Here is a 21,517-nt window from a genome sequence, read left to right as displayed (position 1 = left end):
GCGTCTGCGGACCATGGGCACGTCCCGCGCAGTTCCCCGCGCCCCTGGCTGTGCCGGTGCCGGGCGGCACCGGCACAGCCGGCCCGTCCGGCGTTTGAGGACGAGCGCCCTTAAGGCGCGAAACGGGGTCCGGGGCGGAGCCCCGGGGGGTTATGGGGTGCTCAGCGCCTCGATGCCCGCTATCAGGATCGACAGCGCGAAGTCGAAGTCGCGCTGCCGCATGTCCTGCACCGTCTCCCCACCCCGCGCAGCCATGAGCGACGCCGCATCCGCGAACTGGTCCCGGTACTCCGGCTGAGAGGCCAACGCCCCCATCGCCTCCGCGAAGAACTCGTCCTGCGTAAGCCCCGCATCCGCACACCGCCGTACGAACGTGCCCTCGATCGTGCCGAACCCGTACACGAACTGGAACACCGCCGCGAGCCCGCCCATCTGCCCGTGCGCGGGCAGCCCCGTGCGGGACAGGATGTGCTGGGCCGTGCGTGAGAACGCCATCGAGTGCGGGCCGATGTTGAGGTAGCGGCCGATCAGCCCCGACGCCCAGGGATGGCGGACGAAGACGGCGCGGTAGCCCACCACGACCGTGCGGAGCTGATCGCGCCAGTCCGCCGACTCGTCCTCCATGTCGGGCAGTTGGATCTCCGCGAACACCGCGTCGAGGGCGAGTTCGAGGAGGTCGTCCTTGTTGTCGACGTACCAGTACAGGGACATCGCGGTGACCCCGAGCTCCGTAGCGAGGCGCCGCATGGAGAACTTCACGGCGCCCTCGGCGTCGAGCAGCCGTACGGCCTCGGCGGTGATCCGGTCCCGGTCGAGCGCAGGCCCGCCCTCGCCCGGCTCCGCACGCCGCCCCCGCGGGGCCGCCTTGCCCCCGAGCCACACGCTGGTACGCGCCGCGTCCTTCGTACGGTCCGCCGCCGACACCATCGCTGCCCTCCTCGGTCCTTGATTCCGCCGGCCCGTCGGGTCGCGTCCCTGGGGTCATGTCCGGAATTCGGGGCTCCCACCCCCGACGATGCTATGCCGCGGGAGCCGCCCCGGCGGGCGCGGGCGCGGGCGCGGATCGTTCTGCCCGGTGGAGCAGGACCGCCGCGAGCAGCCCGCCCGCGAGCACCGCGCCCGCGCCGACCAGCTGACTCGTCTCAAGGCCCGAGGCGAACGCGTCGGCGATCCGGCCCCGCTCGGCGGTGTCGGGTGCCGCCGCGAGGGCCGCGGGCAGCGAGGCCGCCGCGACCGGGACCAGCGCGGCGAACCGCGCGTTGAGGACGGCGCCGAGGACCGCGACGCCGAGCCCGTTGCCGAACTCGCCCAGCGTGCCGTTCACTCCCGCGCCCACGCCCGCCTTCTCCGGCGGGATCGCGCTCATGATCGCGTTGGCCATGGCCGGCATGGACAGCGCGATGCCCGTGCCCATCACGACGAGGCCGAGCAGCGTGCCGCCGTAGCTGTGCCCGCCGAGCAGCGCGATCGCGGCGAGCCCGGCCGCGGTGGCGCTCATGCCGATCGCGATGGCCCGCGGGGTGCCGGCCTTCGCCACCAGTTTGGCGCCGACGCCCGTCATGTTGAGCACGATGACGCTGACCGCGAGCGGCGCCGTGCGCAGCCCCGCCTCCAACGGCCCGTATCCGAGGACGAATTGGAGGTGCTGCGTGAGCAGGAAGAGCGAGCCGCCCATGCCGAAGGCGACCAGGATCGACCCGGCGACCGCGCCGACGAACCTCTGGTTGCGGAAGAAGTGCATGTCCAGCATCGGATGCTCGACGGTCAGCTCCCAGCGCGCGAACGCCGCGAGGAAGACCACGCCGACGCCCGCCGAGACCAGCACCTGGACGGAGAACCAGCCGTGGCCCGGCCCGGAGATGATCGCGTAGACCACCCCGGTCATACCGACCGTGGAAAGCAGCGCCCCGAGCAGGTCCGGCCGGTCACCCAAGGGGTTCTTCGACTCCGGTACGAGGGTGACCACGGCGACCAGGCCGAGGACCGCGACCGGGATGTTGACCAGGAAGATCGCGCCCCACCAGAAGTGGTCGAGCACGACGCCGCCGATGAGCGGGCCCGCGGCGAAGCCGAGCGAGCTGATCGTCGCCCAGATACCGATGGCCCTCACCCGGGACTCGGCGTCGAAGACCTGCACGACGACGGCGAGCGTGGTGGTCATGAGCAGCGCCCCGCCGATGCCCATGCCCGCGCGGGCCGCGATCAGCTGCCCCGCGTTCTGCGCGAGGCCGGCGGCCAGCGAGCCGATACCGAAGAGCGCGAGCCCCGCTGCGAGCATCTTCTTGCGTCCGTAGCGGTCGGCCGCGCTGCCCGCGGTGAGCAGCAGCCCCGACTGGACCAGCGAGTACGCGTTGATCATCCACTGGATGTCGGCGGTGGCCGCGCCGAGCGAGGTCGTGAGGGAGGGGATGGCGACGTTGAGGACGGTGTTGTCGAGCAGGACGGTGAGCTGGGCCAGGCAGATGACGCCGAGGATGAGCCAGCGCTGCGGGTGCTGCCCGGTGGGTGTGGTGGATGGCTCGGCTGTCGTCGCTGTCACGGTGCCCCCTGATTTTCCTGTACGGCGTATGTCGATGGTTCTGCTCTACACCGTAAGGCTGTTCTTCTACACCGTAAAGTCCATTACGGTGAGCGGCGCGGAAAGACACCGCGTGAAGGGGACTTTCTTGGCGAAGGGGACTTTCATGGCGAGGTTGACCATGGCGAGGCTCACCATGGCGAGGTTGACCAAGCTCCACGGTCGTACGACCCAACTGGCCCTCGCAACAAGTTTGTTGGGGCTCACGCTCGCCCCGGCGGCGCAGGCCGACCCGGGGGCCGGGCGGCGCCCGGTGCCGCTGCGCGTGGCGACGTACAACATCCACGCGGGCGCCGGCATGGACGACGTCTTCGACCTGGACCGCCAGGCCGCGGCGGTGCGCGCGCTGCACGCCGACTTGATCGGGCTCGAAGAGGTCGACGTGCACTGGGGCGCGCGCAGCCAGGACCGGGACGTGGCGGCGGAGCTGGCGGCGCGGCTCGGCATGCAGGTCTCGTTCGCGCCGATATACAGCCTGGGCCCCGCCCAACCCGGCGGCCCGCGACGGGAGTTCGGCGTGGCGGTGCTCTCCCGGTACGCGATCCTCGGCGCCGAGAACCACAAGATCACGCGGCTCTCCACGCAGGTGCCGAACCCGGTCCCCGCCCTCGCGCCCGGCTTCGGCGAGGTGCGGCTCAGGGTGCGGGGCGTGCCGGTCCACGTGTACGTCACCCACCTCGACTACCGGGGTGACCCCGCGGTGCGAGTGGCGCAGGTCGCCGACACCCGCCGCATCATGAACGCCGACCGGGGCGCCCGCACCATCCTGCTCGGCGACTTCAACGCCGTACCGTCCGCTCTCGAACTCGCGCCGCTGTGGCGGGAGTTGACGGACGCGGAGCCGGGCGCCGACAGCTTTCCCGCCGATGTGCCGAACCGCCGCATCGACTACGTGGCGGTCCAGAGGGGCACGGTGTCGGTACGCGGCGCGGCGGTGGCCGAGACACTCGCCTCGGACCACCGCCCCGTCGTAGCGGATCTGCTGATCCGCAGGTGAGACCCGCCGTCAGCGCACCCCGGCCGGCACCCCGATCGGCACCCCGCTCGGCTCAGGGGCTCGGCTCGGTCCCGCGGCTCAGCTCAGCTCGGCTCAGCTCACCGGTGAGGTCAGGTCGTAGAAGGTGGCGGTGCCGACCGTCACCTTCTTGAACGACTTCTCCACCCAGCTGCTGATGGAACTGCCACTGGCCTGGCTACCGCCCCCTCCGCCGCCGCCCATCATGCCGCCGCCACTCGCGATGAAGTAGTGGATCTTCCCGTTGGCCACGTACGCCTTGAACTGGGCCAGGGTCGGCGACGGGTCGCTGCCGTTGAAGCCGCCGATCGCCATCACCGGCTTCCGGGTGGCGAGTTGGTAGCTCGCCGCGTTCTGGGAGCCGATCGCGGCGGCGGCCCAGGTGTACCGGTCGGCGTTCTTCTTCAGGAGTGCCTGGGCCTGCGTGCTCACCTTGGCGCCGTCGAGCAGGCCGCCCATGGCGCCGCCGCCCATACCGCCTTCCCCTTGGCCGGTCAGGCCACCTCTGCCGGTCTGGCCGGTCAGACCGGGCGTGGTGGGCGCAGTGGGCGCAATGGGTGGCTGCCCCGTGGTGCCGGCCGGCCTGCCCTGTCCGCCGGGGCCCGCCCCCTGGCCTGGGCCGCCGCCGAACCGCATGCCGCCGCGTCCACCACCTCCCCCGAGGCCCCCAGGGCCCCCGGGGCCACCGCCCATGCTCGCCCCCGCGGGGCCCGCCGTGACGATCGAGCCGGTGTGCCCGGTGGCGAGCGTGCTCAGCGTGTACGCGGCGGGACCCGCGAGGGAGGTCACGAGGCCGGCCGCCGCGACCCCGAGCGCCAGCCTTCGGTTGAGCCGGCCCGCGAGCGCGAGGCCGAGCGCCGCGGCGAGGCCGCCCACCAGCACCGCCCAGCGCAGCCAGGGCACGTACTCCGGGGTGCGCGCGAGCAGCACGTACGACCAGACGACCGTGACCGCGACCGTCACCGCGAGCGCGAGCGCCGCCCAGATCCGCGACCGTTCCTCCCACAGCACGGTCACCCCCATGCCGACGAGCGCCGCGATGTAGGGGGCGAGGGCCACCGTGTAGTACTGGTGGAAGATCCCCGCCATGAAGCTGAAGATCGCGGCGGTCATCAGGAGCGCCCCGCCCCAGGCGAGGAACGCGGCCCGCGCGGTGTCGGTGCGCTTGGCCCTCCAGGTGACGACGAGCCCCGCGACCAGCAGGAGCAGGGCCGCGGGGAGCAGCCAGGAGATCTGGGCGCCGATCTCCGAGTTGACCATGCGGCCGATGCCGGTCGCGCCCCAGCCGCCGCCACCGCCTCCGGCGCCGCCCCGGCGGAAGCCCGCCGGGAGTTCCATACCGGCGGTCATCCCGCCGGGCCGGGCGCCTCCGCCGCCGACGCTGCCCGTCTCGTCGCCGCTGAGGCGGCCGAGGCCGTTGTAGCCGAAGGTGAGTTCAAGAAACGAGTTGTGCTGTGAGCCGCCGATGTACGGGCGGGACGACTTGGGCCACAGCTCCACGGCCGCCACCCACCAGCCGCCCGACACCAGCAACACACCTGTGGTGAGGGCGAGTTGGCCGAGTCGACGGCGTACGGACGTGGGCGCACATACCGCGTACAGCAGGGCCAGGGGCGGCAGGATCAGGAAGGCCTGGAGGGTTTTGGTCAGGAACGCGAGACCGATCGCGACCCCGGCCCACACCAGCCACTTGGTCCGGGCGTCCTCCAGGGCGCGCAGCACGCAGTACACGGTGACCGTCATCAGGAGCGCGAGCAGCGCGTCGGGGTTGTTGAAGCGGAACATCAGCGCCGCGACCGGGGTCACGGCGAGTACCGCCCCCGCGATCAGCCCTGCGGCCGGGCTGAACCGGCGCCGCACCGCCGCGTACAGGACGGCGACCGTGCCCACCCCCATCAGGACCTCGGGCAGCAGGATCTGCCAGGAGCCGAGGCCGAAGAGGCGTACGGACAGGGCCATCGGCCACAGCGCGGCCGGGGGCTTGTCCACGGTGATCGCGTTGGCGGCGTCGAGCGAGCCGAAGAAGAACGCCTTCCAGCTCTGGCTGCCCGCCTGAACGGCCGCGGAGTAGAAGGAGTTGGCGTATCCGGAGGCGCTCAGGTTCCACAGGTAGGCGCCGAAGGCGACGGCGAGCAGCGCACACAGCGCGGGCCGGGCCCAGGCGGGGTCCTCGGGCCGGCCGCGCCACAGCCGGGCCGGCGCGGACCGGCGCTGCCCGGCACGCGCGGCCCCCGCGCCCGGATCGGCCTGGGGGGTGAGGGTGGTCATCGTGCGTCGCCCTTCGGTTCGGCGGGGTGGAACGGGGTGCGGTCGGCGTGGGCCGCGGCCGGGTCGGCTTCGGGCGGCGGCTGGGTGCGATCGGCGGGGGCTGCGGCCGAGTCCGCGCCGGGCGGCTGGGTGCGGTGGGCGGGGGCCGGGTCCGCGCCCGGCCGCGGGGTCCCATCGGCGCGGGCCCCCGCGCGGTCGGGGAAGACCCAGGCGCGGAAGAGCAGGAAGCGCAGGACGGTCGCCGCGAGGTTCGCCGCCACCAGGACGGCCACCTCGGTGGAGTGCGTGGTGTCGGCGTGGGCGGCGCCGAGGGCCGCGAGCGAACCGCTGGTCAGCGCGAGCCCGATGGCGAACACCGCGAGGCCCTGCGCCTGGTGGCGTACGGCGCGGTCCCGGCCGCGCACGCCGAAGGTGAGCCGCCGGTTGGCCGCGGTGTTGGCGACCGTCGACACCAACAGGGCCGCCGCGTTGGCTAGTTGGGGTCCGGCCTCCGTGCGGGAGAGTGCGTACAGGACGAGGTAGAGGAGGGTGGAGAGCGCGCCCACCGCGCAGAACCCGACGAGCTGGCGGGCGAGGCCGCCGGGCACCCCGGGGAGCCGGCGGTCCCGGGGGTCGTCGCCGAACGGCCGGGAGAGCCGGTCGAGCGGCAGCGCCCCCACCGCGAGCGCCCGCCCCACCCGCCACACACCCAGCAGGTCGTCCCTGGCGGTGCTGACGATGTGCACGGTGCTCGCGGGGTCGTCGACCCAGTCCACCGGCACCTCGTGGATCCGCAGCCCGGCCCGTTCGGCGAGGACCAGCATCTCGGTGTCGAAGAACCAGCCGGTGTCCTCGACCATCGGCAGCAGCCGCTGGGCGACATCGCGCCGGATCGCCTTGAACCCGCACTGGGCGTCCGAGAACCGCGCCGAGAGCGAGCCGCGCAGGATCAGGTTGTACGTACGCGAGATGAACTCCCGCTTGGCGCCGCGCACCACGCGTGAGGAGCGGGCGAGCCGGGAGCCGATGGCCAGGTCCGAGTGGCCGGAGATGAGCGGTGCGACCAGCGGAAGCAGCGCGTTGAGGTCGGTCGAGAGGTCCACGTCCATATAGGCGAGCACCGGTGCGTCGGACGCCGACCACACCGTGCGCAGCGCCCGTCCACGCCCCTTCTCCTCAAGTCGGAAGGCCCGCACCTCGGGAATCTCGCGCTCAAGTCTCGCTGCTATCAGGGGAGTCGAGTCGGTACTCGCGTTGTCGGCGACCGTGATCCGGAAGCCGTACGGGAAGGTGTCCGCGAGGTGCGCGTGCAGCCTCCGCACGCAACGCTCCAGGTCCTGCTCCTCGTTGAAGACGGGGACCGTCACGTCGAGGACGGGGACCCCGGCCGGCCGTACGGGCAGGTGACGGCGGGCCGGAAGAGCCATCGGATGCGCCGGGCTCACCGCATGCGGCGCGGTCGTGGCGCTCGTGGTGGCAGAAGGGTCGGTTCGCATACGACGACCCTCGCGAGCCCCGCTGTCACACCTGTGTGGTCAGGCTGTGCCGGGCCTGTGAGCCGCCGTGGCGGTGACCGCGGGAGCCGGCGGCGCGGTCACGGGGGCGCCCGCCGTCGTAGCCGGCGGCGCCGTTGAGGGGATGCGCGCCGTCGTAGCCGGCGGCGCAGTCGAGGGGATGCCCACCGTCGTAGCCGGCGGCGCAGTCGAGGGGGCGCCGCCCCCTGGCGTACCCCGTGCCGCACCCCCCGCACCCGCCGCAACGGCCGTGGCGGAGTCGACGGCCGGCAGGAGGACGGCGAACACCGTCCTGCCGGGGGTGCTGCGCACGCTCACCCGGCCGCCGTGCGCCGCGACGACGGCCTGCACGATGGCGAGCCCGAGCCCGGTGGAGCCCGCGTTGCGGGAGCGGGACGCGTCACCGCGTGCGAACCGTTCGAAGACATGCGGGAGCAGCTCGGCCGGGATGCCGGGTCCGGTGTCCTCGATCTCGACGAGGACCCAGGACCCGCGCGGCTCGACCCGGGCGGTCACCGTGGTGCCGGGCGGGGTGTGCGTACGCGCGTTGGCGAGCAGATTGACGAACACCTGCTGGAGCCGCTCGTGGTCGCCGCGCACCGCGACGGGCTCGGCGGGCAGTTCGAGCAGCCAGGCGTGGTCCTGGCCGGCGGCGTGCGCGTCGTCGACGACGTCCACGACGAGCGAGGACAGATCGGTGCTCTCGTACGAGAGCGGGCGTCCGGCATCGAGGCGGGCGAGCAGCAGCAGATCCTCGACGAGGCCTGTCATGCGGGCCGCCTCCGACTCGATGCGGCCGAGCGAGTGCCGGGTGTCGGGCCCGATGTCCTCGCGGCCGCGCCGGGTCAGCTCTGCGTAGCCGCGGATGGAGGCGAGCGGGGTCCTCAGTTCGTGGCTGGCGTCGGCGACGAACTGCCGTACCCGCGTCTCGCTCTCCTGCCGCGCGCTGAGCGCCTCGTGCACGTGGTCGAGCATGCGGTTGAGTGCGGCGCCCACCTGTCCGACCTCGGTCCGCGCGTCGGCCTCGGGGCCCGGCACGCGCTCGTACAGCGTCACCTCGCCGCTGTGCAGGGGCAGTTCGGAGACCCGGGTGGCGGTCGAGGCGACCCGCCGCAGCGGGCGCAGGGCCACTCCGACGATGGCGGTGCCGGCGATCGCGGCGGCGGCCAGGCCCGCGGCGGTCACACAAATCACGACGATGATCAGGGTGCGCACGGTGGAGTCCACCGCGTCGGTGGGGAAGCCGATGACGAAGTTGCCGTCGCCGTCCCACACCGCCCGGTAGTCGCCGAGCCCGGGCACCGAGACGGAGTGCACCCGGCCGTCCCTGGGCACGCCGGACAGGGCCCCGGTCTGGGCGGCCGAGAGCGCGGCGCTGCGGGCCTCGCCCTGACGCTCGGGACGGACGGCCTGCGCGCCGGTGATCCGCCCGTCGGTGCCGGGCCCCGCCGCCACGGAGTGCAGCGGCTGGCCCGGCCGGGAGACGACGAAGTCGATACGGCCGGTGGGGGTGGTGCTGGTGGGGGCGGTGGCCGATCCGGACGGGGAGCCGGAGCCGGCCCGGGAGCCGGAACCGGACGAAGAGCCGGGGCCGGGCGCGTCGTGGCCGCCCATCCGTCCGGGTACGAGCGCGCCCTTCAACTGGGCGTCCAGCTGGTTCTGAAGGTTGGCGCCCATCGCGAGCACGGTCACGGTGCCGATGACGGCGCCCACCACCGCGAGCAGCATCACCGCCGACACGACGAGCCGGGTGCGCAGCGACCAGGGCCGCCGGAACCTCCCCACCTCGCCCCTACTCCCCGGGCTTGATCAGATACCCCGCACCGCGCCGCGTGTGGATCATCGGCGAGCGTCCGGCGTCGATCTTCCGCCGCAGGTAGGAGATGTAGAGCTCGACCACGTTGGCCTGGCCGCCGAAGTCGTAGGACCACACGCGGTCGAGGATCTGCGCCTTGCTGAGCACCCGGCGCGGGTTGCGCATGAGGAAGCGGAGCAGTTCGAACTCGGTCGCCGTGAGGTGGATGTTGACCCCGCCCCGCGTGACGTCGTGGCTGTCCTCGTCGAGCGTGAGGTCGCCGACGGCCAGTACCGACTCGCTGCGCAGCGCCGCGGTGCCCGAGCGGCGTATCAGGCCGCGCAGCCGGGCCACGACCTCCTCCAGGCTGAACGGCTTGGTGACATAGTCGTCGCCGCCCGCCGTGAGCCCGGCGATCCGGTCCTCGACGGAGTCCTTGGCGGTGAGGAAGAGCACCGGAACGTCGGGGAGTTCGCGGCGCAGCCGGCCGAGCACGGCGAGCCCGTCCATGTCGGGCAGCATGATGTCGAGGACCACGGCGTCGGGTCGGAACTCGCGGGCGTCCCGCACCGCCCCGGCCCCGTCGCCGGCGCTGCGCACTTCCCAGCCTTCGTAGCGCAGCGCCATGGAGAGCAGCTCACTGAGGGGTGCCTCGTCGTCCACGACGAGCACACGGACGGGGCTCCCGTCCGGCCTGAGCATTTCGGTCCGCCCCTGGGGCGAGGAGGTAACGGTCATGGGGCTCACCCTGTGAGGGGGCCGTGAGAACAACCTTGCCCGTTCCTGTGATTTCCCTGAGAAAGTGGCGGCTGAGTCTTGAGCAAGTGGCGGCTGGGCGCCGTGAGCAAGTGACGGCCGGGCGCCGTGAGCAAGTGACGGCCGGGCCACTCGCGAAGGTGACGGCCGGGCCTCGGGGCGAGCGGGCCTCACCTGTCCAGCGCGAAGAGCCGGGCCGCGTTGTCGTGGCAGACCGCCCGCAGCCAGTCGTCGCCGAGTCCGAGCCGCTCCAGGGCGTCCAGTTGGTGGACGTACGGATACGGGATGTTCGGGAAGTCGGTGCCGAGGAGGATCCGCTCGCCCAGATCGAGCAGCCGGCCCCGCTCCACCGCGGGGAACGGGGCACTCCGCTCACTGAAGTCGGTGAACGCCATCGTCGTGTCGAACATGACCGAGCCGTACGTTTCGGCGAGGTCGAGGAAGTCGGCGTACTCCGGCATCCCCATATGCGCGACGATCAGCCGCAGCCGGGGGTGGCGGGCGAGCATCCGGCCGACCGGGCCCGGCCCGGTGTACTTGCCCGGCGCCGGCCCCGACCCGCAGTGCATGACGACGGGCACACCGGCCTCCGCGAGCAGCCCCCAGACGGGGTCGAGCAGCGGGTCGCAGGGGTCGTAACCCCCCACCTGCACATGGGACTTGAAGACCCGCGCCCCGGCGCCGACCGCCTCCCGCACATAGTCATCGACACCGGGCTCGGGATAGAGCGTGGCGGTGTGCAGACAATCCGGGGTCCTGGTGGCGAACCCGGCGGCCCACCCGTTGAGCCACTGCGCCATGCCGGCCTTGTGCGGGTAGAGCATCGAGGTGAACGCACGCACCCCGAACTCCTCGCGCAGCAGCCGCAGCCGTTCCGCCTCCTCCTCGCGGTAGGTGATGGGCCACTCGACCCCGCCCACCAGCTCGCCGGCGGAGTCGAAGTACTCCCACACCTTGGCGAGGACGCGCTCGGGCATGAAGTGCGTGTGCACATCGACGATCCCGGGCAGCCCGAGCCGCCCCCAGAAGGCGCGCACCCGGGCACCCTCGCGGAGGGCGGCCGCGTTTTGCGGGGGGCCGTCGGCGGGGGCTCCTTCGGGGGCGGCCCCGGCTTGTGCGGTGCCACCGGTGGGGGCTTCTGCGGGGGCGGCCCCCGGCCCCGTCGTCCGTGGGGTCGCCCCGCCGTCACCCACGTTCGAAGCCGTAACTGCGCTCGACCTTGGCGACGTGGACGCTGTAGCTCTCGTACCACTGCTCCCGTCCGCGCCGCTGCGCCTGCTGGTGGTCGGCGCGGCCGCGCCACTCGGTGATGGCCTCCACGTCCCGGAAGTAGCTGACGGTGATCCCGAGGCCCCCGGGGTTACGGGCGCTCTCGTGCCCGAGATAACCCGGTATCTCCCGCACCAGCTCGTCCATCGCGTCGGCGGTTCCCCCGTACCCGCGATCGCCCTCGGTCCGCAGGGAGGTGAACACCACGGCGTAGTAAGGCGGTTCCAGCCCCGAGATCGGCCCCTGTACGTGATCGCTCATGCCACCACCCTCGTGCGCGAGCGGCGGCGGTGTCCAGATCATTTCCAGGAAGGAGTCGGGAGGTATTGCGGGGGCGGCGGAGGGGCCCTGGGGGCGGGGAAGGTTGGGGATGCCCCCGGGTGCCCCCTCTCATCCCCCGGAGCGGGCCGGGTGGGACCGAGGTGGGCCGGGTCAGGGCCGGGTGGGACCGAGGTGGGCCGGGTCAGGGCCGGTCAGAACAACTGGTCCTGCACCCCATTACCCCGAGCATCCCGAGACACCTCGCGCACGGGAACGCTGATCGTGCCCCCCGAACCGCCCCTCTCCTCGTCGCTGCCGACCGCCGTGAGCCCCCACCCCCGCATGAGCCGCGTGTCGAGCACCACGATCCCGGAGTCGGCCATGTCCAGGTGCAGATCGGGCCCGGCGGCCGCGACGAGCCGCCCTGCCACGACGCCGCCGTCCACCAGCTCCACGACGACACCGGAGGCCGGTGCGAGCCCGGCGAGCCCGAACACCTCGGTGTGATCGACGGCTTCGCAGTCGAGCCGCTCCAGGGTCTCGGGCCAGCCGGCCAGCGCGACGGCCCGTGCGTGCAGCTCGGCCACCTCGGCGGCACGCTCGGCCACCCCGGGAAGCCGGGCCCGTACCGCCCGCTTGTCGGCGTACGCGATCCGGTCCGGCACCCCCAGCGCGGCCCTGAGCAGCTCCTCACAGCGCCGGGCCGCCATCAACGGCCCGCGCCCGAGCCAGCCGAAGGCCACCGCGCCCTGTTCGAGCAGCCGCGCCGGGCCCCGCTCCTCGGCGGTGATCCCGACCTTGACCATGCCGCTGCCGAACCAGGCGAGGTAGACCCGATAGGTACGCGGATCGTCGAGGAAGGTGTCGGCGGCGACGGAGTGCACCCGGTCGAGCCGCGCACACTCCCCGCACCGCGCCTGCGTACTGCGCCCCGGCACCGACGCGGCCACCGGACAGGGGTTCCCCCGAGCCCCCACACAGCGCCGCGCCCCCACGACCCGGAACGCGATCCCCTGCCCGAACCCGAGCGCACTCTCCCGCCCCTCCCCCCACCCGAGCCGAGCCCCGCCCACCCCCCAACGAACCCCGGAACACCACCAGACCTGAGCCACACTCCCGAAGCTACCGGGCCCCACTGACAACGCGCCGGGTCACCGCGTACGCGATCACCGCACGGGCGCCGCTGCCGGGCTCTGCGCCGCAGCCCGCTCCGGAGAAACCCAGGGGCCCTGCTCTTCGCGAGCCACCGGTGGCGCCGGCGCTACGGGGCCCCTGGGCTTCCAGGCCGCCGGGGCCGGCGTGTGCGGGGGCGGGAGCGCCGTTACTTGCTCATGGCGTGGCGTTCCCCCTAGCTCTGCGCTGCCCCCATAACCCCATCGCCCACCCGGCCCGCCCGCCAGTCGCGCGGCGGCTGCGGCGCCGGCCACGCCATCCCCTCGCCGACGACGTCCACCGTCGCCGCACTTCACTCCCGCACGCCTCAACGCAAGAGGCCCCGGACGCGATGTCCGGGGCCTCTCACCTGTGTGCACTCGGCAGGATTCGAACCTGCAACCTTCTGATCCGTAGTCAGATGCTCTATCCGTTAAGCTACGAGTGCTTGTGCTTCCGGGGTTTTTTCTGCCCCGTCGGCGTTGCGAGAACAACATTACATGACCTGCGCCGTGACGCGAAATCCATTCCCCTCACCGCCGCTGACCTGCGGAAATGCCTCTGCGTGAGGGATTGCGGGCCCGGCGGGCGCGGGCAGGGGGACGGCGGAAACCGCCGTTCGGGGGGCGCTGCGCGGCTTCGGCGCGTATGGGTCGGCCACTCGGCGTGGGCCGGAGGCTCGGCCGGGTCCGGGAATGGCCGAAGCCCCGGCCTGTGGGGCCGGGGCTTCGGGTGGTGCTGGCGGAGGCGGAGGGATTTGAACCCTCGATGGGCTTTAAGACCCAAACCGCATTAGCAGTGCGGCGCCATAGACCGGACTAGGCGACGCCTCCAGCACACCGTCGTTCGAGCCGGGCTCGCGCGAGTGGTGCGTGCAGATGATGACACAGCCTTGCGGGCCGTCACCAATCGCACCCCACGGTACTAGGCAGATGGGCGCCAGAGCAAAGGCGTTCGTCGCGCGGCGCAACGCCCGGCGTCGCCGCGCGTTAGTCCTCGGGAGCCCAGGGAGACCTGGGAGGGGGAGCCGTCGCCGAAAGCCCGTCCACACGCCTGGAGATACGCGTCCCATGCTGCGCCGCCTCGTCGTCACCGCCGCCGCCTCGCTCGCCGCGCTGGCCGCCGCCCCCGCCGCTTCCGCCGGCCCCCTGCCCGTTCCGCTGCCGCTGCTCGGCGGCGGCCAGACGGAGGACCGGCTCACCGTCACCATCACGGACAACCCGGGCGCGGAAGGGACGTACACCCTCGAATGCCACCCGGCGGGCGGCACCCATCCCCGGGCCCAGCAGGCCTGCGACAAGCTGGACTCCGTCACGACCTGGGGAAAGGACACCTTCGCGCCGGTGCCCCAGGGTCAGATGTGCACGTTCATCTACGGCGGGCCCGCCACCGCCCACATCACCGGCACCTGGGCCGGACGGCCCGTCGACGCGACGTACAACCGTTCCAACGGATGCGAGATCTCGCGGTGGGACAAGATGCTGCCCGTGCTGCCGAGCGCCAGGTAGGAGACCCCGTACGGCTCCCCGCGACCGCCCCGCGTACGCCGTAGTCACACAACCTTGGTGAGAGCTCCCCCTCATCCGCCGTCGCTCGCGCATCCGCAGCCTTTAGACTCCCTCCCAGTGACAGGCCGCAAGGTGCAGTGGTTCAGGGAGGAAGCGTCGTCGTGAGCAGCAGGCCATCCCGAGGCGCTGCTCGCCTCGCAGCCATACTTGATGCCCTTCCGGACGGGCTCCTCCTCGTCAACTGCAACGGCACGGTCGTCAACGCCAACACCGTCGCGCTGGAAATGCTGGAGGCGCCCGGTACGGGGCTGGTGGGGCGGGGAGTTCTCGATCTGCTGCCCTCCTTCGACTCCCGGCTCATCCCCGGCTCCATGCGCCGGCCCGAGAGCGAGGACGACCAGGGCCGCACCAAGCCCACCCGGATGGTGGCGCGCCGCACCGACACCACCGAGTTCCCGGTCGAGGTGACCAGCGCCAACCTGGAGGACGGCCGGGACGCGTACGCCTCCTACGGAAGCGGCGGCGGCCCCGGCTCGTACTCGGGCGACGAACTCCTCATGCTGGTCGTACGGGACCTTTCGGGCACCGTCGACACCGAGGCGGAGCTGGCCCGTTCGCAGCGCCAGACCGAGATGATCCTGCGCGCGGCGGCCGAGGGCGTGGTCGGCACCGACACCGAAGGACGGGTCGTGCTCGTCAACCCGGCGGCCGCGCAGATCCTCGGCTACCGGGCCAGCGACCTCGGCGGGCAGGAGCTCCACCCCCTGGTGCTGCACTCCCGCGAGGACGGCGAGCCGTTCCCGTACGAGGGCAGCCCGCTCGCCGACACCCTCAAGTCCGGGCGCAAGCACCGGGTGCGCGGGCAGGTCATCTGGACCAAGTCCGGCGCCAAGGTGCCGGTCGACCTGACGACCGCGCCGGTGCGCGACGGTGATCTGCTCGTCGGCGCCGTCATGACCTTCACCGACCGCCGCCCCTACGAGGAGCAGGCCGCCAAGCACGCCGAGGTCCTGGAGCGCGAGACCAAGCGTTACGACGCGCTCGCCGCCCGGCACCAGCAGCTGCTCTCGGTGCTCGGCGGCACGCTGCGCGGGCCGATCGACGAGCTGCGCCAGGAGCTCGCGGCCCTCGCCGCCGACGACGCGGGCCAGTTGTGGCCCGAGGCCAACCAAGTCCTGCACCACCTCGCCGCCGGCTACTCCCGCATCACCACGCTCGTCGACAACGTCCTCGGCTACCAGCGGCTCGACGCGGGCGGCGAGGAGCTCAAGAAGACCAAGGTGCTGGTCGATTCGGTGGTCGGCGCCGGAGTCGACGGCGCCGTCGAGCTGATCGGGCCCGGGCGCGCCCAGTTCGCCGTGCACACCCCGCCGATCGAGGCCGAGGTCGACGCCCCTCGCCTCTCCACCGCCCTCGCCCACCTCATCGCGGACGTGGCAGGCGTCGACGCCACCGGCAAGGCGCCCGTCGCCGCCGGCGGTTACATGGACTCCACCGTCGTCGTCGCGGCCGCCGTGCGCGATGAGGTCGTACGCATCGAGGTACGCGGCCCCTACGCGGGCGGCGACCCGGTCCACGCGCCCATCGTGCGCGGCATCGTGAAGGCGCACGGCGGTGTCCTGCAGACCGTGGACGTGCCGGGCATGAGCGGTTCCGCGTACGTGCTGGAAGTGCCGCTCGGCGCGGGCGCCGGCACGGTCGAGGCGCCCGTGGCCCCGCGGCCCGACGAAGCATTGCTGCCCGCGCAGCAGGACGGCGGCGGACGCAGGCGCGGCCGGCGTGCGTCGATGGACGCGTTCCTGGAGAGCCCGGTCACCGACGAGAAGTCCCCGACCGGTCGCCGCCGGGCACGCGCCGAGTCCGGTTCGGGCTCCGGTTCCGGCTCGGGCGCCGGGGAGGGCGACGGCGGCCCGGACGGTGACCGAGCCCGGATTCCGGCCCAGCAGAACACCGGTGACGGCGGGAGCGGCGGGGCCCCGGGCGGTGTCACTGGCGCCGACGCTTCCGCCGTCGGGGCCGCGTCCGGTTCGGGACGGCGCCGTGGCCGGCCCAGCCCGGCCGAGCAGGCGACTGGTCAGGCACCTGGGCAGGCGGTCGGTCCGGCAGCCGGACGGGCACTTGGTCAGGCAGTCGGTCAGACAGCCGGGCAGGCTCTGGGCCAGGGCGGGGGACAGGCAGGGGGCGGCCGGGCCTCCGAGGGATCCGTTGTCACCGGTGCGGAGAGCGCCCGCGAGTCCTCCGGCATGGGCCGGGCCGCGCTCGGCGAGACCGTGCCGCCGCAGGGCGTGCCGAACGACGCCACCGGACGCCGTGCCCGCCGCGCGTTGCCCGCGCCGGGTGGTGCCGAGGGCACCGCTTCCGGTGCCGCCCAGGGTGCTGCTGGTGCTGCCCCTGGTGCCGCTACTGCTCCCGCTTCCGGCGATGGTGGGGGCGAGCCGATCGGGCGACGGGCCAGGCGAGCGTTGGGATCCGCGCCGGCCGGCGCCGCTGCGGCCGGCTCTGCGGGTGGTTCAGCGGCCGGCTCCGCCCATGGTCAGGAGGGTGGCTCGGTGCGGATGGCGTTCGCGCTGCCGCCCGCCGACGCCGACCGCGCCCCGCACCCGGCGCCCCCGGCCTTCAACACGTCCGATGTCTCGGCACCGGGACGCCACGACTCCGTACCCGCTGCGGGTGCTCGCGCCCTGGGGACGGGCCGCGTGGGCTCGGAGTCGGAGTCGGAGTCGGATGCGGACTCGGGCTCAGGTCCGGGCCCGCGTGGTGCCGGCCAGGTGGGTGCCGGTGCGTCGGGTCCCGAGTCCGTGGGGACCTTGGGAGTTGAGCCCGTCGTAGGTAATGGACCTGTGGGCGCTGGACCCCTGGGCATGGAAACCATGGGCGCTCGCCCCATGGGCGCTGGACCCGTGAGTGACGGCTCAACAAGCTTCCGCGCCACGGGAGTTGCGCCCGCCGAAGCCGCTCGGTCCCTGGGTGCTCAGCCCACTGGGCCCGTCTCGATGGGCAAGACTCCCGTCGGCTCCGCCTCGGACAGCCCTCTGAACCCGGCCTCAAGGCCGAACCCCGCCGACCGCGCCACTCCCCCGCACGCCGGTCACACCGCCCCACTCAGCCCGGACGCCGTGGGCTCGGGCCCGGCAGGTGCAGGCCCGACTTCCTCAGGCCCAACTCCCTCGGGCCCGGCTCCCTCAGGCCCGGCTCCCTCGGGCCCGAGGGGGACAGGCCCTACAGGGCCCAACCCCGCCGCGCACCCCATGGGTTCCGCACCCACCGGATCTGCCGGATCTGCCGGATCTGCGAACGCACGCCTCAACCCCGCCGGCCCCAACCCGGCAGCCGCCCAGGCCATGGAGGCCGGGCCCGCCGCCGCCCCCGGCGCAGGCGCCCCGGGTCGCAACGGGGCCCGCACCGCCCCGGACCGCCAGAACCCAGCCCCCGGCGACCCCCTGGCCGAGCACACCCCGCCTCAGCCGCATCCCGCGGAGCAGCCCGAGTGGGCGGCTCGCGCGGTCGCGGCATCGGGCGCGGCAGGCCCCGTACCGCCGCAGGGATCCGCGCAGGCGCTCGGCGGACAGAGCGTGGCCGGGCCCGCGAGGCCCATCCGGCAGCCGCTGCCCGCCGAGACGCCGCCCGGCGGGATCCCGGTCGTTGCAGGGGACACCCAGGGCCGCGCGTTCAGCGTGCGCGCGCTCGGGCAGGGCACCCCCTTCGCCCAAGCTCAGGCCCAAGCCCAAGCCCAGGCCCAGGCCCAGGGGCAGGTACCGACTCCGGCACCGACGCCTACCCACGCCACCCAGGCCGGGCAGCCCAGCGGGCGGCGCCGCAAGCTCGGCACGCCTCCCGAGGGTGTGGAGCGGCCGGTCGAAGCCCCGGCGCGCCCGCACCCCGTGCTCCCCTCGCCCCCCTCGGAGGGCCAGGGCCGTGCCTACGCCATCGGGGCGCCGGACGAGGGCGCCGAGGGGCCCCAGCCGCTCGACGGTCCCGGCGGCGCGGTCGAGGTGGCCAACCGACCGCAGCCGCAGCCCGTCGACGACGAGCTGCCCCCCGAGCCGCTCGACAATCCGCGCCGGCTGCTCGTGTGGCCCGCGCCCGACGTCTCCACCCAGCAGGCGCTCAGTGAGCGCGGCTACCGGCCCGTCGTCGTGCACTCCCGCGAGGAGGTCGATGCGCAGATCGCCGCGTTCCCGGCCGCGCTCTTCGTCGACCCGCTCACCGGTCCGATCACCCGTACCGCGCTCCAGTCGCTGCGTCAGGCGGCGGTCGCGGCGGAGGTCCCCGTGCTGGTCACGGCCGGGCTCGGGCAGGCCACGCGGGAGGCGGCGTACGGAGCCGACCCGGCCGTCCTGCTCAAGGCGCTCGCGCCGCGCGACAGCGAGCAGCACCCCTCGCGCGTGCTGCTCATCGAGGAGCACGAGGAGATCGCGCTCGCCCTCACCGCGACCCTGGAGCGGCGCGGCATGCAGGTCGCCCGCGCCGCCACCGACTCCGAAGCGGTCACGCTCGCCGCCCAGATGCGCCCGAACCTCGTCGTGATGGACCTCATGCAGGTACGCCGCCGACGAGCCGGAATCGTCGACTGGCTGCGCGCCAACGGGCAGTTGAACCACACCCCGCTGGTCGTCTACACCTCGGCCGGCATCGACCAGGCGGAGCTGCCGAAACTCTCGTCCGGCGAGACGGTCCTGTTCCTGGCGGAACGGTCCACCAGCGGCGAGGTACAGGGCCGCATCGTGGACCTTCTGGCGAAAATCGGCACCAATTAGCACATGACGGCGGGCCATCGTGGGCCCAACGTGGGCCCGACGTGGGGCCCACGTTGGGGACGGCGGGCCACCGCGGGCCCGCCGGGGTCGCTCGGGGGACCTGGTGTCACGCGGTCATATGCGTAGGCTGGCTGCGGCGCGCGACACCGTACGAACCACGAGGAGAGACCCGTGGCCCCCACGCGCTCCGCCATGCGTCAGGAACACACCACCGTCCCCGCCGACAACGGCGAGGTCACCCTGCTCATCGCCCGCCAGGTCGAGGAGGGGTACGAGGAAGCGTTCGAGCAGTGGGCGGGCGAGATCCTCGCCGCGGCGAGGCGCTTCTCCGGGCACCTCGGGCACGGACTCTTCCGGCCCGCCGCCCCCGGCGCACCCTGGTTCCTCGTCCACCGCTTCCGGGATTCAGCCGCGCTCGAACGTTGGCAGAGTTCGAAGGAGCGGGCGCTGTTCTTCTCCAACTGCACCGGGCACCACCACACCGAGATAGCCCGGCGCGAACTGACCGGCATGGAAACCTGGTTCGCCAAGCCCGGCGCGTCCCGGCCCGCGCCGCCCCGCTGGAAGATGGCGATCAGCTCGGGCCTCGCCATCTTCCCGATCTCCCTGCTGGGCAACGCGGTGCTCGGCCCCTATCTGACCGGCCTCCCGCTGGTGGCGCGGACGGCTGTGTTCACCGTGCTGTTCAGCGTGCTCATGACGTACGTCGCCATGCCGACGACGAGCCGTCTGCTCCGCCGCTGGCTGCACGCGTAGGCACGCGCCGCGCCGCGCCACGCCACCCCAACCGGGCGAGCACATGCCGACTGCCACACGCCGGGCCGCACGCACAGGGGTGCCCGGGGGTGCTCCGCCAGGCCGGGGCCCCAGGCCGGGGCCCCCAGGCCGGTGCCCCCAGGCCGGTGCCCCCAGGCCGGTGCCCCCTGGCCGAGGGTGACCCTCAGGCCCGCGCCCGCCGGCCGGGTGCGCCCAGGCCCCCGCCTGCCTAGCCCAGCTCCGTCACATCCAGCTCCCCGTCCGCGTACTGCCGGCGGATCACCTTCTTGTCGAACTTGCCCACACTCGTCTTCGGCACCGACTCCACCAGCGCCCAGCGCTCCGGCAGCTGCCACTTGGCGATCCGCCCCGCGAGGAACTCCTTCAGGGCGGCGTAGTCGGCCGTGGCGCCGGGCTTCAACACGACTGTGGCGAGCGGGCGTTCGCCCCATTTGGCGTCCGGCACGGCGACAACCGCCGCCTCGGCGACCTCGGGGTGGGCCATCAGGGCGTTCTCCAGCTCCTGGCTGGAGATCCACTCACCGCCCGACTTGATGACGTCCTTCGCGCGGTCGGTGAGGCTGAGATAGCCGTCGGGGCTGATGACGCCGACGTCACCGGTGCGCAACCAGCCGTCCGGGCTGAACTTGTCGGCGGGGCGGAAGTCCTCGCCGCCCACACCGCCGAAGTACGCGCCCGCGATCCAGGGGCCGCGCACCTCCAGCTCGCCCGCCGACTCCCCGTCCCAGGGCAGGAACCCGCCACCGGGTCCGGTGAGCCGCGCTTCGACCCCGGCGGGGAAGCGGCCCTGCGTGATGCGGTACGGCCACTCCTCCTCGGCGGTGAGCCCGGCCGGCGGGTTGGACATGGTGCCGAGCGGCGAGGTCTCCGTCATGCCCCAGGCGTGACAGAGCCGCACACCGATCTTGTCGTACGCCTCCATCAGCGCGGGCGGGCAGGCCGAACCGCCGATCGTGACGTTCCGCATCGAGCTGAGGTCGCGCGGCCGGGCCGTGACCTCGGCGATCAGGCCCTGCCAGATGGTGGGGACGGCCGCCGCGTACGTCGGCTTCTCGCGCTCGATCATGTCGGCGAGCGGAGCGGGCTGGAGGAATCGGTCGGGCATGAGCATGCTCACCCCGGACATGAACGTGGCGTGCGGCAGGCCCCAGGCGTTCACATGGAACTGCGGCACCACGACCAGCGTGGTGTCCTGGTCGGTGAGGCCCATCGACTCCGCCATGTTGACCTGCATGGAGTGCAGATAGATCGAACGGTGGGAGTAGACGACACCCTTGGGGTCGCCCGTGGTGCCGGAGGTGTAACACATGGCGGCGGCACTGCGCTCGTCCAGCTCCGGCCAGTCGTATGTCGTGGGACGGCCTGCGAGCAGCTCCTCGTACTCGTGCACCTGCGGGCCGGTGCCGTCGAGGTCGTCGAGGAGCGAGCGGTCGCCGGGACCCGACACCACGAGGTGTTCGAGGGTCGGCAGATGGGGGAGGAGCGGGACCAGCAGCGGCAGCACCGAACCGTTGACGATCACCACCCGGTCGGCGGCGTGGTTGACGATCCAGATCAACTGCTCGGCGGGGAGCCGCAGGTTGAGGGTGTGCAGCACGGCGCCCATGGAGGGAATCGCGAAGTAGGCCTCGACGTGCTCCGCGTTGTTCCACATCAGGGTGCCGGTCGCCTGGCCGTCCTCGACCCCGAGCTCGCGCAGGGCGTGGGCCAGCTGAGCGGCCCGGGCGCCGATCTCGGCGTAGCTGCGGCGGTGCGGTTCGGCCTCACCGGTCCAGGTGGTGACCTGGGACGTGCCGTGAATCGTCGACCCGTGGGTCAGGATCCGCGAGATCAGCAGCGGTACGTCCTGCATGGTGCTCAGCACGGCGTCCTCCCGGTGAGCGCTACG

Annotated in this window: 14 protein-coding genes and 2 tRNA genes; 4 read left to right on the top strand and 12 right to left on the bottom strand. The window is 73.1% G+C overall.

Going from position 1 to position 21,517, the window contains the following annotated elements; all coding sequences use genetic code 11:
* Positions 1-150 precede the first annotated feature (150 nt).
* Both AB0D31_RS03165 and AB0D31_RS03160 read right to left on the bottom strand, forming a co-directional pair.
* Complete coding sequence (locus tag AB0D31_RS03165; RefSeq protein ID WP_362716201.1) at positions 151-927, bottom strand: TetR/AcrR family transcriptional regulator C-terminal domain-containing protein; 777 nt, start codon at positions 925-927, stop codon at positions 151-153.
* Positions 928-1,018: 91 nt separating this feature from the next.
* Positions 1,019-2,539 carry an MFS transporter gene (locus AB0D31_RS03160; protein WP_362716198.1) on the bottom strand — a complete coding sequence of 507 codons (1,521 nt, stop codon included), beginning with the start codon at positions 2,537-2,539 and terminating at the stop codon, positions 1,019-1,021.
* Positions 2,540-2,714: 175 nt separating this feature from the next.
* Between AB0D31_RS03160 and AB0D31_RS03155 the strand changes: the two genes are divergently transcribed.
* On the top strand, positions 2,715-3,575 hold the full coding sequence (locus AB0D31_RS03155; RefSeq protein ID WP_362716288.1) for an endonuclease/exonuclease/phosphatase family protein: 861 nt from the start codon (positions 2,715-2,717) through the stop codon (positions 3,573-3,575).
* A 93-nt stretch (positions 3,576-3,668) separates the two neighbouring features.
* Here AB0D31_RS03155 and AB0D31_RS03150 read toward each other — a convergent pair whose 3' ends face one another.
* From AB0D31_RS03150 to AB0D31_RS03110, 9 genes are all read right to left on the bottom strand, one after another.
* Positions 3,669-5,861 carry a glycosyltransferase family 39 protein gene (locus AB0D31_RS03150; protein ID WP_362716195.1) on the bottom strand — a complete coding sequence of 731 codons (2,193 nt, stop codon included), beginning with the start codon at positions 5,859-5,861 and terminating at the stop codon, positions 3,669-3,671.
* Positions 5,858-7,267 carry a bifunctional glycosyltransferase family 2/GtrA family protein gene (locus tag AB0D31_RS03145; RefSeq protein WP_362716285.1) on the bottom strand — a complete coding sequence of 470 codons (1,410 nt, stop codon included), beginning with the start codon at positions 7,265-7,267 and terminating at the stop codon, positions 5,858-5,860. The genes AB0D31_RS03150 and AB0D31_RS03145 overlap by 4 nt, the downstream gene beginning before the upstream one ends.
* Before the next feature lie 108 nt (positions 7,268-7,375).
* Complete coding sequence (locus AB0D31_RS03140; RefSeq protein WP_362716282.1) at positions 7,376-9,082, bottom strand: HAMP domain-containing sensor histidine kinase; 1,707 nt, start codon at positions 9,080-9,082, stop codon at positions 7,376-7,378.
* Positions 9,083-9,146: 64 nt separating this feature from the next.
* The gene (locus tag AB0D31_RS03135; protein ID WP_344371109.1) at positions 9,147-9,887 is read right to left on the bottom strand and encodes a response regulator transcription factor; all 741 of its coding nucleotides are present in this window, start codon (positions 9,885-9,887) and stop codon (positions 9,147-9,149) included.
* A 188-nt stretch (positions 9,888-10,075) separates the two neighbouring features.
* Positions 10,076-10,942, bottom strand: coding sequence for an amidohydrolase family protein (locus tag AB0D31_RS03130; RefSeq protein WP_362716192.1), 867 nt, complete (start codon positions 10,940-10,942; stop codon positions 10,076-10,078).
* Positions 10,943-11,090: 148 nt separating this feature from the next.
* A complete protein-coding gene (locus AB0D31_RS03125) occupies positions 11,091-11,435 on the bottom strand; it encodes an antibiotic biosynthesis monooxygenase (RefSeq protein ID WP_362716189.1) in 345 nt (114 codons plus the stop codon).
* A 212-nt stretch (positions 11,436-11,647) separates the two neighbouring features.
* The gene (locus AB0D31_RS03120) at positions 11,648-12,547 is read right to left on the bottom strand and encodes a DUF2797 domain-containing protein (protein WP_362716186.1); all 900 of its coding nucleotides are present in this window, start codon (positions 12,545-12,547) and stop codon (positions 11,648-11,650) included.
* A 415-nt stretch (positions 12,548-12,962) separates the two neighbouring features.
* Positions 12,963-13,035 (bottom strand) — tRNA-Arg (locus AB0D31_RS03115).
* 291 nt (positions 13,036-13,326) lie between these two features.
* A tRNA-Ser gene (locus AB0D31_RS03110) sits at positions 13,327-13,420 on the bottom strand.
* A 237-nt stretch (positions 13,421-13,657) separates the two neighbouring features.
* On the opposite strand from AB0D31_RS03110, the gene AB0D31_RS03105 reads away from it, so the two are divergent.
* From AB0D31_RS03105 to AB0D31_RS03095, 3 genes are all read left to right on the top strand, one after another.
* Complete coding sequence (locus tag AB0D31_RS03105) at positions 13,658-14,095, top strand: SSI family serine proteinase inhibitor (protein ID WP_362716183.1); 438 nt, start codon at positions 13,658-13,660, stop codon at positions 14,093-14,095.
* A gap of 161 nt (positions 14,096-14,256) precedes the next feature.
* Complete coding sequence (locus AB0D31_RS03100) at positions 14,257-18,852, top strand: PAS domain-containing protein (protein ID WP_362716180.1); 4,596 nt, start codon at positions 14,257-14,259, stop codon at positions 18,850-18,852.
* 171 nt (positions 18,853-19,023) lie between these two features.
* Entirely contained in the window at positions 19,024-19,608 is a 585-nt protein-coding gene (locus AB0D31_RS03095; RefSeq protein WP_362716178.1) for an antibiotic biosynthesis monooxygenase, read from the top strand.
* Between the two features lie 229 nt (positions 19,609-19,837).
* Here the strand turns inward: AB0D31_RS03095 and AB0D31_RS03090 are convergent, their stop codons facing one another.
* Positions 19,838-21,493, bottom strand: coding sequence for a long-chain fatty acid--CoA ligase (locus AB0D31_RS03090; protein ID WP_362716176.1), 1,656 nt, complete (start codon positions 21,491-21,493; stop codon positions 19,838-19,840).
* Between the last annotated feature and the right edge of the window lie 24 nt (positions 21,494-21,517).

The sequence above is a fragment of the Streptomyces sp. NPDC048361 genome (assembly GCF_040651795.1).
GTDB lineage: Bacteria > Actinomycetota > Actinomycetes > Streptomycetales > Streptomycetaceae > Streptomyces.
The sequence above is the reverse complement of the archived record's forward strand: the minus strand, read 5'-3'. Positions and strand labels throughout refer to the sequence as shown.